Consider the following 13,500-nt stretch of genomic DNA (forward strand, 5'->3'; position numbering starts at 1 on the left):
GGAGAAGTGTCAAGGGCGCTCTGGAATCAAAGAGACTGCTTTTTTATTCGATTTCCGGCATTATAAGGCGGGCTTGAATCTTTTGAGGCGGAGCGAATTGCTTACTACGCTTACGGACGAAAGCCCCATTGCCGCCGCCGCGAACATCGGGTCAAGGAGTATGCCGAATGACGGGTAAAGCGCCCCTGCCGCGACCGGTATGAGAAGAACGTTATAGACGAAGGCCCAGAAGAGGTTCTGCCTGATGTTCCTTATAGTGGCCCTGCTGAGCCCTATTGATGCGGCTATGGCCTTAAGGTCGCCGCCGATGATGGTAATATCCGAGGCCTCCAGGGCGACGTCAGCGCCTGTCCCGATCGCTATCCCGACGTCGGCCTGGGCAAGGGCAGGAGCGTCGTTTATCCCGTCCCCGACCATGGCAACCACCCTGCCCTCGTCCTGAAGCCTCTTTATCTCCCTGGCCTTGTCCTCGGGAAGTACCTCGGACAGCACCTTCTCAACGCCTAGCTCCCCTGCTATGCTAGCCGCCGCCCTCCTGTTGTCCCCGGTAAGGATCATGACATCGAGGCCCATCCTCTTAAGCGCCTGGACGGCTTCCCTTGAGCCTTCCTTAAGGGTATCGGCTATCGCGATTATGCCGGCGGCGTTGCCGTCAAGAGCTACATAAACTGGGGTCATTCCCTGGAGCGCGAGCCTTTCGGCAACTTCCCTCGCCCTCTCGATATCGATGCCGCGCTCTGCCATGAGCCTCTCGTTACCCAGGAGCACCGCCATCCCGTTTACGGCGGCGCTTATTCCCCGGCCAGGGACCGCTTCAAACCTTTCAGGTTCAGCAGTGCTTATCCCCATCTCTTCGGCCTTCCTGACTACCGCCTCTCCGAGCGGGTGTTCGGATTTTCTCTCGACAGAGGCCGCATAGAAAAGGACCTCTCTTTCACCCGTATCCGGGAGCGCGGCTATTTCCTTTACCGACGGCTTGCCGCTAGTAATCGTACCTGTCTTGTCGAGGACGATTGTGTCGAGCTTGTGGGCCGTCTCGAGCGATTCGCCGCCCCTTATGAGGATCCCGTTCTCAGCGCCTTTTCCGGTGCCGACCATTATCGAAGTCGGTGTCGCGAGTCCCAGCGCGCACGGGCAGGCTATTATGAGGACGGCTATGAAGTTCATGAGGGCCAACGTAAGTGCAGGCTCGGGGCCGAAGGCGGCCCAGACGATAAACGTGATTACCGCGACGGCTATGACCGCGGGAACGAAATAGCCAGCGATAACGTCGGCCATCCGCGCTATGGGCGGCTTGGCCGCCTGCGCCTCCTCGACAAGCCTTATTATCCTCGAAAGGGCTGTGTCCTTTCCTACCCTGGTTGCCCTGAACCTGAACGAGCCCGTAGTGTTCATGGTTGCGCCTATGACCTGGTCGCCCGGTTTCTTGTCGACAGGCATGCTCTCGCCGCTTATCATCGACTCGTCTATGGACGAGTACCCGTCGAGCACTATCCCGTCAACTGGGACCTTTTCGCCTGGCTTTACAACCACGATATCGCCCGGGAGAACTTCCTCCACCGGGACGGCGGCCTCTATACCGCCCCTTGCGACGCGTGCGGTCTTGGCGCCGAGGCCGATGAGCTTCCTTATTGCCGCCCCGGTCTGCCCGCGCGCGCGGAGCTCGAGCGTCCGGCCAAGCAGTATCAGGGCTATTATGACGGATGCAGTCTCGAAATAGACGCCCCCGGCAAGGCCTCGTGATGCGAAAAAGCCCGGAAAAAGCGTCACGGCGGCGCTAAAGAAGAAAGCGGCAGAGGTGCCGACCGCTATGAGCGTGTTCATGTCCGCGTAGCCTCGTTTCAAAGCGGCCCACGCGCCCTTGTAGAACCTTCCGCCGCTAAAGAACTGTACCGGCGCGGCGAGAAAGAACTGCACGAAATGATTTCCAAGAAAGGACGGGACCCAGGGAAGCATTTCCCTCATGGAGCCGAGCATAAGTGGCACGGAAACCGCCGCCGCCAGAAGTAATCTTGCAATGAGGCCCATCATCTCGGCTTTCTTGAGCCTGGAGTCACGCTCAAGGAGGTCCTCTTCCTTTACCGGGGCTTCCGCCCCGTACCCCGCGGTCTTTACGGCCCTGACCAGGGCGTCGACAGAGGTCGCATCCGGCAGATAGCTCACCTGGGCCCTGCCTGACGCGAAGTTCACATCCGCGCTTACAACGCCGTCGACGCCTTCAAGCACGCCAGTGACCTTCTTTACGCAGGAGGCGCAGCTCATCCCTTGTATCGGGATCGAAACGCTTGCGGCCCCGGTGCCGTACCCGAGATCTTTTATCGCGCGCATTATGTCGCCCGGACGTAAGCTGGCGGGGTCGTAGGAGATGCTCACCTTTGCGGAAGCGAAGTTCACGGAAGCGGATACGACTCCGTCCAGTCCCTTAAGCCCCTTCTCTATTTTGGCGGCGCAGGAAGCGCAGTTCATGCCCGTAACGGGTATATTTATGATTCTGGCACCCGCTACGGAAGCCGGCCCCTCGCCTGATTTTACTCTGGACATATCTTCTCCGAAAAAACCTCAAAAAAGCTATTGATATTATATCACAGGCGCATATGCCGTTTCCTTAAAAGGGCGGGGACGCGCCTGCCCGTTCCGGGAATTTGCATTGTCCATCTTTCCATCATGTGTTAATTTCATGTGGTTTGCCGGAAAAAGCAGGAAGGGCCGTTCGCGATTTCTTGCCTTTGATGCCATCCGGTCAGGAATGGCGGTGTATAATTAAATATTGAGGGCAGCTCACATCCGCGCTTCTAAAGGAGAGACATGAAACCGAGAGACCATGTGATAGGGGGCGCAATCGGGGCGGCCGCCCTATATCCCTTTATCGGAAAAGACAGCATAATCTTCTTTATGGCATCGATACTGATAGACCTGGACCACTACCTCGACTTTCTCTGGCATAACCGCTTTACGGATTTCAGCATCCGGAGGATGTTCGCGTACCACGCATGGCTCGGAAATAACCTTTACAGGCCGGGTTTCCTTAACCTGGAGGTCTTCCACACTGCCGAGTTCCTCGTTCCGCTCTTTTTTATTTCCTACTGGACCGGCTCAGCGGCCCTTTTCGCGGTCTGGCTCGGGTTCGTCTTCCATGTCATACTTGATATCGTGAACCTGGCCGCGCACGGGGTCCCGTTCCTGAGGGCGCACTCATTCGTTGAATTCTTTATAAGGAAGAGGATGCTTGAAAGGAAGGGGTTCGACCCTGCAGGGCTCTGCAGGGAGGCGCTTAAGAATATTTAAGAAGATGGCCTAAATCAGCAGGAGGTCCCGTCGGCCCAGCTGCATGTGCCGTCGGTGGTCCTGGTAAGCGGTGACTTGCCCGCCCCGGCCCTCGGGTTCGAGACGGTCATTACATAAGAGCTGGTTATTCCGCTGCCTCCGGCAGATACCTCTAGGGTATTTCCCCTGCTTACGTTTATGTTCCCCCTGCCGATAGGTATGACAGCCGGCCCGGCCGTGGCCGGGATGATGAGAAAAGTGTGGCTGTCCATGAAAAACGCCTCCTCGTGGCTGGTAGCGTTCCTGGCGTCCGAGATCATGGCGGCCCTCGCGGCCTTCGCCGAGGAGGTCTGCATATAAGGTATCGCTATGGCGGCAAGGATGGCGATTATCGCGACGACTATGAGAAGCTCGATCAACGTGAAGCCGCCCCTCCCCCTTCCGCATGTCGCAAATTCAGCCATAACATGAACCTCTTTTATGAGCCAGGCTCAAAAAGAAAGGGCCTGCCAGGCAGGCCCTTTCTTCAATTCCATTCCGTGCATGCCGGTTATTAACAATCAGACGCGTCGGCGTAGGTGCAGGTACCATCGCTGGCGAGCGTGAGCGGGCTCTTGCCTGCTCCGGCTCCGGCGTTCGCAACATCTATGGACCATGTAAGGGCGGCGCCTGTAACCGTTATGGTGTTGTTCTTGCTGGCCGAAAGCGTAATGGTCTGCCCGCTGTTGGTACCGACTATGTCCAGCGTAGCAGGGCCGGGGCCGACGGAAGCGGCGTTAGCATCTGCATACGTGCTCTCGTCTGTGAACAGCGCCTCAAGCTGGGTGGCCGAGTTCTTCGCGTCAGCCAACATCGAGGCCCTTACGCCCCTCTCCCTGTAGGCCGAGAACTGCGGGATGGCTATGGCCGCCAGTATCGCTATGATGGCCACGACTATCAGGAGCTCGACCAGCGTGAAGCCGTCCTCCCTCTTCATGTTCCTCAATAATCTCTGCAGCATTTTACTTCCTCCTTTCACCTTTTGGTGAGTGATTGTGTTATTTCTCTCTTTTCGGAATAACCTGTTGAAACTTGAGCCGCCTTCTTGCTGATGCTTTCTATATGCACCTGGCGTGCCAAAGCTTAAGTTGCAGATAAATCCACAACTTACGAAAAAAAGCATCGAGCCCTGCCTGGTGAGGGTGACAATTTTTGTCAGTTCGCATGACATTTTTTGTCAGATTAGCGTCTTTTTGGGTATCTGTCGAAGGTGATAATAGGTAGGCTGCTGAGATTTCGTTTATATCCTCATTAACCGGGCCCGCCGGCATGTTTTCTCGATTCCTCATGGAAGCGCGAGAGGTACATCCCTGCCGTCCCGAGGAAACTCACGATTACAAATGCGCTGTTGAGTCCGCCTGCGAAGCCCATGATGACTATGACGAGGGTAAACCCGGTCAATGCCCTGCCGAGACTGTACATATAAATATCGCCCTCTTTCCGGAAGAAGGCATAAGCACGCCGGACCCTCGAATACAACGCCACGAAAATCATCGAGTAGGCTAACATGCCCATTACGCCCGTCTCAGCCCAGACGACCGGCCAGAACTGGTCTATGCCGTTTATCCTGAACGCATACTCCTTGAAGAAAGCCGGCCACTCTTCGTAGACGCCGCTCTCGAAGAGTATCGAGGCCAGCCCGCCGAATGTGCCCGGCCCGAGCCCCAGGAATATGTGCTCGCCGAGTATCTTCAGGGAATATATGAAGGCATAGAGACGGAAATACTTCTCAGGGTCGAAGGACATGTCAGCCGTAAGTATTTCGGAGATGCCCTCGTAGAAATTAATCGCGGTAAGGAGAAGCGGGACCGAAAGGAGCGCGATCGCCAGTTTCGTATTGAGCCTGCAGAGAAGAAATAGCATTACCACGAAGCCGAGCCATGCCTGCCTTGAAAACGTGAGCATTATCAAAACGGCCAGCATCCAGAGCGCCGCAAAATCATCCAGCCTCTTTTCCCGCTTGATGAATATCAGGGAGAAGACGAAAACGGCGAAGACGCCTATGTAGTTATGGTTGCCCTCGCCTGAAAGAGAAAGGACCCTGTAAAGCCCGTAGCGCACGTTGTCGGCTACGAGTATCCCGATCCCGGCCTCGAAGAAAAGGGCCAGCAACTCCCCGATGACTGCAAAGATGGCCAGTATGATCCCGACATATTTTAACGCTGAAATAAAGCCTTGAAGCTCTTTCTCGCCGAATCTCAGCATCTGGAATACGAAGAGGAACATGATGTTCTTTAAAAGGTCATAGACGCCGAAAAGGCCCTGCAGCGGACGAACCCCGTTCAAGGCAATGCTCACAAAGGAAACCGCCATGAAAAGCGTTATCCATTTCCCCAGGCCCATGAAGGATAGCCTGTATACACCGCTCCGAAGGCAGACAAACGTAAAAAGGAGGGCAATGCTTAAAAACAGGGTGGCCTCATCAACCTGTCCGGATAGCTTTATCGGGAGCGGAAGGTCGGAGCCCGGGTTGTATTCCGCCCATATCGTCCTCGGGAGCGCCTGAAAGGGCAGAAAAAGCGCTATCAAGAGAAGACCCTTCCTGAACAGGCTGTCTATGCTTAAACGGTCTATCATATTCGATTGCCCTTAATTTCCTAACGGACGTTAGCAGGCTGCGTATCCAGGCATAATGAGCTTTTTAAGCCTCTTATGGAACGCATAGGCCATTACCGTGATGGTCAAGGCCTCCGAGATTATCATCGCCTCGGCCGCCCCGACTACGCCACGCGAAATGACAAATGCGGGTCCCAGGGCGGAGATAAAGAGGACCCCGAGCATGGTGATGAGGTTATGGAGCCTCTGGAGCCCGGCGGCTGAAAAGACATTGCAATAGCTGTATCTTAAAAAGATCAGCGGTACCAGCCAGATGAGGACCGTGAAGATGCCGACGCTCTCTTCATACTGGCTGCCGAAAAGGAACATAACGAGTGCGGAGCCCCAGATAGTGCCGGCGGCCCCTATCGGCGCCCCGATCGCCAGCATTAAAGACCTTAACCTTCTCTGGGTGGTGAAGAAGGCGTTTTTGTCACTTATGAAATGCTCCGAAAGGACCGGATAGAAGGCGGTCGGAATGAGATACCCTGCTGTGCACGCGGCAAGGACTATCCTGTAAGGCGCCGAGAAAAGGCCGACCTCGAAAGAGCTGAGGAGGAACTGAAGTATGAGCACGGGCAGAAAGATATACAGGAGATAAAAAAAGCCTGAAATCGTGAAAAAAATGGATTCTCTGACGTGATGATACCACATGCGGAAATTGAATGAGGGCCTGAAGCTTATGCCTGTTATGCGTTTGAGCGACAAAATGAGTATCATGGACCCGAAAAGGAATGAGAGGGACGATAGCAGCGCGGCCCGGGCGGTGTCATCGGTACTGTTCACGAAGAGGAAAATGGAGACCAGAAAAACACCGGAAGTGACAAAACTGCCTAATGCTATGAACTTGAATTTTTCGAGCCCCTTGAGCACCCAGTCGGGATAAAACGAGTTTGTCAGAAGATACAGGCCGGAGCACATATAGACAAGCCTGGCATCAAACGGCATCTCTATCATGAAAATAACTGCGGAATAGATCAGGAAGAAGGCCAGCCCGGAGACTATCCTGAGCGTTATAAGCGGGTTTGCGATCGCTTCTGCGCCGTCCCTGCGCCTGGCGATCTCCCTTATCCCGTATAATCCGATGCCGACATCGGCCAATACCCAGAGATAAAGGGTGATTATCTGGGCAACCGAGAAGACGCCGAAATTGGAGACTCCAAGCACCCTTGCCAGGTGGACGTTCGTTATGAAAATAACGCTTTTCGAGGTCCCTTCGCCCAGAAGGGACCAGAGGAAATTCGAAGCTACCCTCCTTTTCGAGAAAAAAGACCTGATCCAGGAAATCATCGTGCGCCTTTATGAGCCCGAAACCAAAGCTTCGCCTCTTTTCCTTGAGGCCTCTATAAACTCGACGAAAAAGGCCGCAAAGAGCGAAAAGACGAACGCCGAAACAGTGGCCGAGACTACTATCAAGGCGCGCTTCGGCCTGGCCTTCTTGTCCGATGGTTTCGCTATATCGAGCACCTGGACGGTGGGGCTGTCCTTGGCCTCCTGTATGCGGGCGATCTCGTATTGCTGCGTAAGAAGCTCGAATAGAGTCTGCTGGACTTTTGCGTCCCTCAAAAGGTTGGCGTATTTGAAGGATATGCCCGGTATGTTGTCGGTGGGTATGAATATGTCCCGTGCAGCGGGCCTGCCTGTCTCAAGCTCCCTCAACTTTCCCCTCAGCCCCTCGACCTCGGCCTTAAGGACGCCTGCCATGGGGTTCTCCTCGGTTGCGAAGGAAAGAAGCGTTGTGAGCTCGACCTCCTTTGCCATGAGCTCCCCCTTGACGGTGCCTATGGCCTCGATTATCGCCTTTGACTGGCTGTCGAGGTTCACCGTCTTGTGCTTCTCCTGGAAGGCCCTGAGCTCGGCCTCTATCCTTTCGAGCTCCTGCCGGGCCTCCTTTAGCCTCTTTTCGGAAAATGCCCTCATCCTCTGGCCCGAGGTCATTGCCGAGCGGCCGAGCACCCTGTCGAGCTCCTCGACAAAGGCGTTCGCCATCTGGGCCGCCCGCTCGGGCGACCTGTCGAAGACCTTTATGGAGATTATCTCCTCCTTCGACTTTTCGATCCTCACTCTTTTGGTGAGCGCAAGCCTCGTCTCTTCGAGCGTTTTCCTGCCGTAAAGCTCGCGAAGGCCGAAGCGCTCAATTACCGGGTCCGAGACACTCTGGCTTTTGAGTATGCCTACCCAGAGGTCGGAAGGCGACTTGAGCCCGAGGAAGCTCCCCGATAGGGCCGCTACCCCCGGCACCTGCGAAAGCCCGGCCATGGAGCCCAAAAGGCTATCATCCTGCGGGGGCATGATGCTCGCGGTCGAGGCGAACTGCTTGGGCAGAAGGAGGCTCGCTATTATGGCGATTATGAAGGCGGAGGCCGTAACAGCCCCGATCATCTTCCGCCGCCTTGAAATGACGGATATGTAATCGTGAAGCGTCAGCTCGTCTCGCCTGTCTTCCATTTCAGAAATACCTTTCTATCTCAATGGCGGCAATGGGGTTCGTGTAGCTTCCCGAGGGGCCGTCCGTCTTCTCAATCCCGGCGCTCCCCCTCACCCTGAGGCCCTCGCCCAGTATCACGCTTGTGTCAGCCGCAAGCCAGTTCCGTTTCGTTTCGCCGCTCTCGTGTATGAGGGAGCGTTCCCAGTCGGCTTCCGCGCCGATTACGGCCCCGCCCGGGAAATGGTATTGGGCGCGAAGGAAGAGGTCGGCGGCGTCCGGCCCCATATGGTGCCCGATCACCCGGCCCTTGTACGTGTAGCCTGAATCGTATACGTGGTGGCGGTACCACTGGGCGAAGGGGAACCTGTCGCCGTGCGCGTTATAGGCGTACTCCGCCCTGAAATCGATGTCCTTGACCCCCAGCGGCTCGTCAACGTAAAGGCCGAAGATATAACCCCTCACCGTGGGGGTCCTGTTGCCCGATGAGTCCTCCGCGCCTATTTCGGTGTAGAGCTTAAGCCCTGACCAGGGCAGCCTGCCGTCCCTGTCAACGTGTATGTATGAAGCGTCGAGCGATATAAGCTGGTTGCCGTCGATCGGCGAGCTCGTGTGCTCGGCGCTGTCCGAGGCGAAGAAGACCTTGACCCAATCCGAGGCGGTGAGGCTACGCCTCCCCTCCCCGCCGAACATGATGACCCTCGAAAGCGCGAACCTGAACGACGGGCGCGGCCTGAAATCCAGCCTCATGCCGAGAAGGTTCGCACGGGGAAAGTCCCTGTCCTCTTCGAGTCTTGCAATGAAAAGGGCCGGCCTGAACGGCCCGAGATTCCTGAATATCCAGGGTAGAAGCACAGGACGTCCGGTCGAGGCCTTGACCATTTCAAGCGGCTCGGCGTTGTTGGTAAGTAGGAGGCTCCCGTGATAGCCGGGGCCCCACCACATGGCCTCCTTGCCCGCCAGAAGCTCGATAGGGCCGAAGTCCGCCTTTGCGTAGCCGCGGACGAGCTTGACTTCAGAAGACGAGCCGGCCCTGTACTCAGGATTCAGCTCTATAGCGGTGAAGCCGAGAAGCCCGGCGCTTGCGGAAATCCCGGCCCATGCGTTTCCGCCTTCACGGAACTCATGCCCGTCATTGTTGATTGAAGGAAAATAAGGCCTCTCATCCGCATACAGGAAACCTGCATAGGCGCGCTCTATCGGTTTGAAGTAGGTGTCCGGGCCTGATCCGGCGCTGTCGCCGAGGGCTGCCTTCAAACGAAATGCTATCGGTTCCGCTGCCGCCCCCGGACCTGTGCTTCCATCCCTTTTCAGGTTCCGGACGGCTTCCTCCGCGAGCCTTGCGCCCTCCTGCCTGGTGAAGGGCCTGGTTGTGAGTATGCCGCTCTCTATTACCCCCTTCACCTCCAGGCGCTCGAGGTCTTGGTATATCCAGCTATCGACCGGTATATTTACCGAGCTCCCTGCACGTGCGTCAGGAGGCAATGAAAACCCGAATACGGCAAAAAAAAGAGCGCCAAGAAGAATAAGCCTACGAAACAAAAAAACTCCGTTCCTTTCAATCGCATTGGACGAGACCGCGGAATATTTTCTTTACGCACCCGTCCTATATGCCGGTCCCCCTCAACACTGCCGGCACGGTTTTCAGGATGATCTTCAGGTCCAGCCAGAAGCTCCATTTGTCGATGTATTCGAGGTCGAGCCTCACCCAGTCCGTAAAGCCTATCTTGTTCCTGCCGTTCACCTGCCAGAGGCAGGTTATGCCAGGCTTTACAGAAAGCCTCCGCCTCTGGGCCAGGTCATATTGGCTTATCTCGGACGGGAGCGGCGGCCTCGGCCCGACAATGCTCATGTCCCCCTTGAGGACGTTAACGAACTGCGGAAGCTCGTCTATGCTGTACTTACGAAGGAACCTGCCGAACGGGGTGACCCTGGGGTCGTTACGGGACTTGAAGACAGGCCCGCTCATCTCGTTCAAATGCTTAAGCGATTCCAGCGCCTTGTCAGCGTCCTCTATCATCGTACGGAACTTAAGCACCTTGAAGCGCCTGCCGTTCTTCCCGCATCTCTCCTGTCTGAAAAAGACCGGGCCGGGCGAGGTCAGCTTGACCCCGATGGATGCGAAAAGAAATGCAGGTGAGACAAGCAAAAGGACGACGGCGGAAAAGACCAGATCGAGCGCCCTTTTAAGAAGCACTCCTTGCTCGTGCATTGCGACAGGGTTGAAGGTCATGACCGGCCTGCCCGCCAGATCGCCCATCTCCATAGTGGCTATCTCGTGTCGATACAGGTCCATCACTATGCTCGCCTTTATGCCAACCTGCTCGCAGGCCATGACCGGCCCCTCTATCCTGTCGAGGAGCTTCCTCGTGACGACGAAGACGACCTCGTCGACCTGCACGGTGGTTATCAGCCGCTCAAGGTCCTCGACCTCCCCGAGTACGCGCTCCGGGGCTGGCGCGGGCCCCGGCTCGTCGTTCTTCCCCACGCTCACGAACCCGAGCACATGTACGCCCCACTGTTTCCTCTCCTCGATAAAACCAGCGAATTCCAGGGCCCTCCTCCCGGTGCCCACTATTATCATGGTCCTGAAGTTGTAGCCTTTTTTCCTCAGGTAACGCGTAAGGTAGAGGACTGCCGCCTTGAAGGCCAGGAGAAGCGTTGAGTTCAACACGAAGAAGATTATGATAAGGGCCCTGCTCACGTATTCCAGCTTGAAGGCGTAAAGAAGTGTCATGAGTACTATCACTGCCGCAGATGAGCCTTTAAGCACGGGAATGAGCGTCTGCGTAAGGCTCTTGGTCCTCATCGTTCCATAGGCCCCGTAGTACCTGAGGAGCCCCGCCCAGAGCGGCAGTATGAATATCAGGAGGAACGAGTATTCGGAGAAAGGCCTCAAAACCGGGAGTTCCGGGATGGAATCCCGTATTGCGTAGGCTGCCAGGAACGAAAGGGCGGTGATGGCAAGGTCAGCGGTCTTAAGGCCGCCGGAGATGATCTTGGTGTTTTCCCTCAGCATCCGGTTCCTCTCCAGGTGTTGTGTGCGCAGTCCGGGCCCAGGGCGGGTCCGGCGCTCAAGAGCAAGATCAAAACGCGACGATAAGGACGCCTGCGGTCACGGCAATCTGGTACAATATCTGCGTAATGTCCTTGAAGTCCCTGAGGAACGCTGCCCTGTCGACCTTCTCGGGAACGACTATGGCATCACCGGGCTCGAGGGCCGCTGACATGAGGCCCCCTCCGGTCCATCTCTTCGTATCCCGGTCCCAGCCTAAAAAGGACCCTGCGTCGTTTCTGCTCATCGCGGTCCCGTCGACCTTCAATATGTACATCCCGTCGCCGTCTGCGCTCCTGGTAAGGCCTCCGGCCTTCCTGAGATAGTCCTTCACGTTGAAGTCGGCCCGGTGCACGAAAGCGGTCTGGTTGTAAACGGCGCCGAGGACCTGCACATGCGCGGCGCGCTCCGGGATGTGGAGGCTGTCGCCTTCCTCAAGCACTAGGTCGGATTCGCCCCCCCTGAAGCCGTCGAGCCGGACGCGGACTGCGCGAGTATCTCCTTTTCGAGCCTGTCGAGCGCCTCGTCTAGCTGGACCTGCTGGAGCTCCCTGACCGATTCCCTCGTGAAGACCGCGCCGCGGAGATAGGCCTTCCCTGTAAAGCCACCCGCCCGCTCTATGAGCGACGATGCGGTCTCGCCTTTTTTAATGGTGTAAGTGCCGGGGAACCTCACCTCGCCTGTTATCTTTACGGTCCTGTAAAGCTCCCATTCCGGCACAGCCCTTACGAAGAGGTAATCGTTTTCCCGAAGCTCTATATTGTGCTCGGGGTCGCCTTCGAGCGCCTTGCCGAGCTTTATCATTATCTTGGTCGTCTCAGGCCCGGTCTGCTCGGGCGTTATCCTCGTAAGCTCGGCCTCTTCCGTATAGGCGTAATATCTGGGCCCGCCGGCCAGGGCGATAAGGTCGCGAACACTGAGTCCCGAACCGATGCCGAACTCGCCGCCCCTCTCTACCGCGCCTTCGAGCCTTACAATCTTTTTATCGGCTATTACCGGATAAACAGTTACGAAATCTCCGGGCTGCACCCCTATGTCCGCCGCGTCCGAGGCCGAGAGGTCCGCCTCAAGCACGGCCTCCCTGGTACTCTCCATGATCCTTTCTATGCGGAGCCTTCCCTTCATGGCCGTCTCGTTCAGTCCGCCAGCGAGGGCAAAGAGCTCCTTTGCGCTCGATTCGTTTTTGAGCTCGTAGATGGCCGGAGACCTGACCTCGCCCGCCACGGCCACCAGCGGCCCTGCATGAGGGATAAAGACGACGTCCTCCGGAAGGAGCCTGAGGTCAGACGATTTGTCTCCTTTAAGGAGGAGGTCATAGAGGTCCAGCGCGGCGACGGTTGTCCCGTTCCGCTTAAGCTCTATCTTCCTCATCGACCCTGTCTTGGACGGCCCGCCGGCCGCAAAGAGCGCGTTAAGGACGGTTGACATGGAGGAAAGGCTGTAGCTACCCGGCCTTTCGGCATTGCCGACTACATATATACGCATAGAACGGAGCGCGCCGACGCTCACGTTCATCTTGACCTCGGACGGGAGGTAGTACCTGGCAAGCTCTTTCTTGAGGAATTCCCTTGCCTCGCTGAAGGTCAGGCCGTTAAGAAAGAGTATGCCGGCCTCAGGGAGGTGAACTTTCCCGTCGCGGTCCACGACAACCGAGTAATCTGCGTTGAGTTTACCCCAGAGGCTTATCCGGAGCTCGTCGCCCGGGCCGAGGACATAGTCGGGGCTCACGGGGATATTGTCGGACGGCTGAAACGAAGATGGATCGGACCTGAAAAGCGCGTAGCCGAAATGCTTGAGTCCCGGGGTTTTCCCGGCCAGATATTTCTCAAAGGAAGACTCGTAAGCTGGGCCTGCTGCCCTTTCGGTTTCCGGAAGCAGCTCCTGTGGGAGACCGCCCCTTCCGGCTGAAAGCCTCTCAGAAGCCGAAAGCCTTTCGGAAGAGGATGCTTTAGCCTTGCCGGACGGCCTTTCCGTCTCAGAAAGGGCCTCCCGAGGATAAAAGGATGTCAATAGGAAGAATGCCGCTATGAGGAAAAGGGCGATGCTCTGGAAACGGTTCACGTCAAGTTGCTCGGTTCCTGGTGGTTGAGGATAAATAACCAAATCGACTGGTAAAATTCCG

Annotated in this window: 10 protein-coding genes and 1 pseudogene; 1 reads left to right on the top strand and 10 read right to left on the bottom strand. The window is 56.5% G+C overall.

The window, feature by feature from the left end:
• Positions 1-60 precede the first annotated feature (60 nt).
• Positions 61-2,541: a heavy metal translocating P-type ATPase gene (locus K8I01_01455; protein MBZ0219090.1), complete on the bottom strand. Its 2,481-nt coding sequence runs from the start codon at positions 2,539-2,541 to the stop codon at positions 61-63.
• Between the two features lie 264 nt (positions 2,542-2,805).
• Between K8I01_01455 and K8I01_01460 the strand changes: the two genes are divergently transcribed.
• Positions 2,806-3,285, top strand: a complete 480-nt coding sequence (locus K8I01_01460; protein ID MBZ0219091.1) for a hypothetical protein — start codon at positions 2,806-2,808, stop codon at positions 3,283-3,285.
• A 338-nt stretch (positions 3,286-3,623) separates the two neighbouring features.
• Here the strand turns inward: K8I01_01460 and K8I01_01465 are convergent.
• The 9 genes and pseudogenes from K8I01_01465 to K8I01_01505 all read right to left on the bottom strand — a co-directional run bounded on the left by K8I01_01465 (position 3,624) and on the right by K8I01_01505 (position 13,439).
• Positions 3,624-3,728, bottom strand: a pseudogene (locus tag K8I01_01465) (prepilin-type N-terminal cleavage/methylation domain-containing protein).
• 89 nt (positions 3,729-3,817) lie between these two features.
• Complete coding sequence (locus K8I01_01470) at positions 3,818-4,240, bottom strand: prepilin-type N-terminal cleavage/methylation domain-containing protein (protein ID MBZ0219092.1); 423 nt, start codon at positions 4,238-4,240, stop codon at positions 3,818-3,820.
• A gap of 314 nt (positions 4,241-4,554) precedes the next feature.
• Complete coding sequence (locus K8I01_01475) at positions 4,555-5,880, bottom strand: hypothetical protein (GenBank protein MBZ0219093.1); 1,326 nt, start codon at positions 5,878-5,880, stop codon at positions 4,555-4,557.
• A gap of 30 nt (positions 5,881-5,910) precedes the next feature.
• Complete coding sequence (locus tag K8I01_01480) at positions 5,911-7,188, bottom strand: flippase (GenBank protein ID MBZ0219094.1); 1,278 nt, start codon at positions 7,186-7,188, stop codon at positions 5,911-5,913.
• Between the two features lie 9 nt (positions 7,189-7,197).
• Positions 7,198-8,346, bottom strand: a complete 1,149-nt coding sequence (locus K8I01_01485; GenBank protein ID MBZ0219095.1) for a lipopolysaccharide biosynthesis protein — start codon at positions 8,344-8,346, stop codon at positions 7,198-7,200.
• Between the two features lies 1 nt (position 8,347).
• The gene (locus K8I01_01490; GenBank protein MBZ0219096.1) at positions 8,348-9,808 is read right to left on the bottom strand and encodes a capsule assembly Wzi family protein; all 1,461 of its coding nucleotides are present in this window, start codon (positions 9,806-9,808) and stop codon (positions 8,348-8,350) included.
• 121 nt (positions 9,809-9,929) lie between these two features.
• Positions 9,930-11,342, bottom strand: coding sequence for a sugar transferase (locus K8I01_01495; GenBank protein MBZ0219097.1), 1,413 nt, complete (start codon positions 11,340-11,342; stop codon positions 9,930-9,932).
• A 67-nt stretch (positions 11,343-11,409) separates the two neighbouring features.
• Positions 11,410-11,820 (bottom strand): hypothetical protein, encoded by a 411-nt coding sequence (locus tag K8I01_01500; GenBank protein ID MBZ0219098.1) that lies wholly within the window; start codon positions 11,818-11,820, stop codon positions 11,410-11,412.
• Positions 11,820-13,439: an SLBB domain-containing protein gene (locus K8I01_01505; protein MBZ0219099.1), complete on the bottom strand. Its 1,620-nt coding sequence runs from the start codon at positions 13,437-13,439 to the stop codon at positions 11,820-11,822. Before K8I01_01505 ends, K8I01_01500 begins: the two co-directional genes overlap by 1 nt.
• Between the last annotated feature and the right edge of the window lie 61 nt (positions 13,440-13,500).

This window comes from Deltaproteobacteria bacterium (assembly GCA_019912665.1).
GTDB lineage: Bacteria > Desulfobacterota > GWC2-55-46 > GWC2-55-46 > GWC2-55-46 > UBA5799.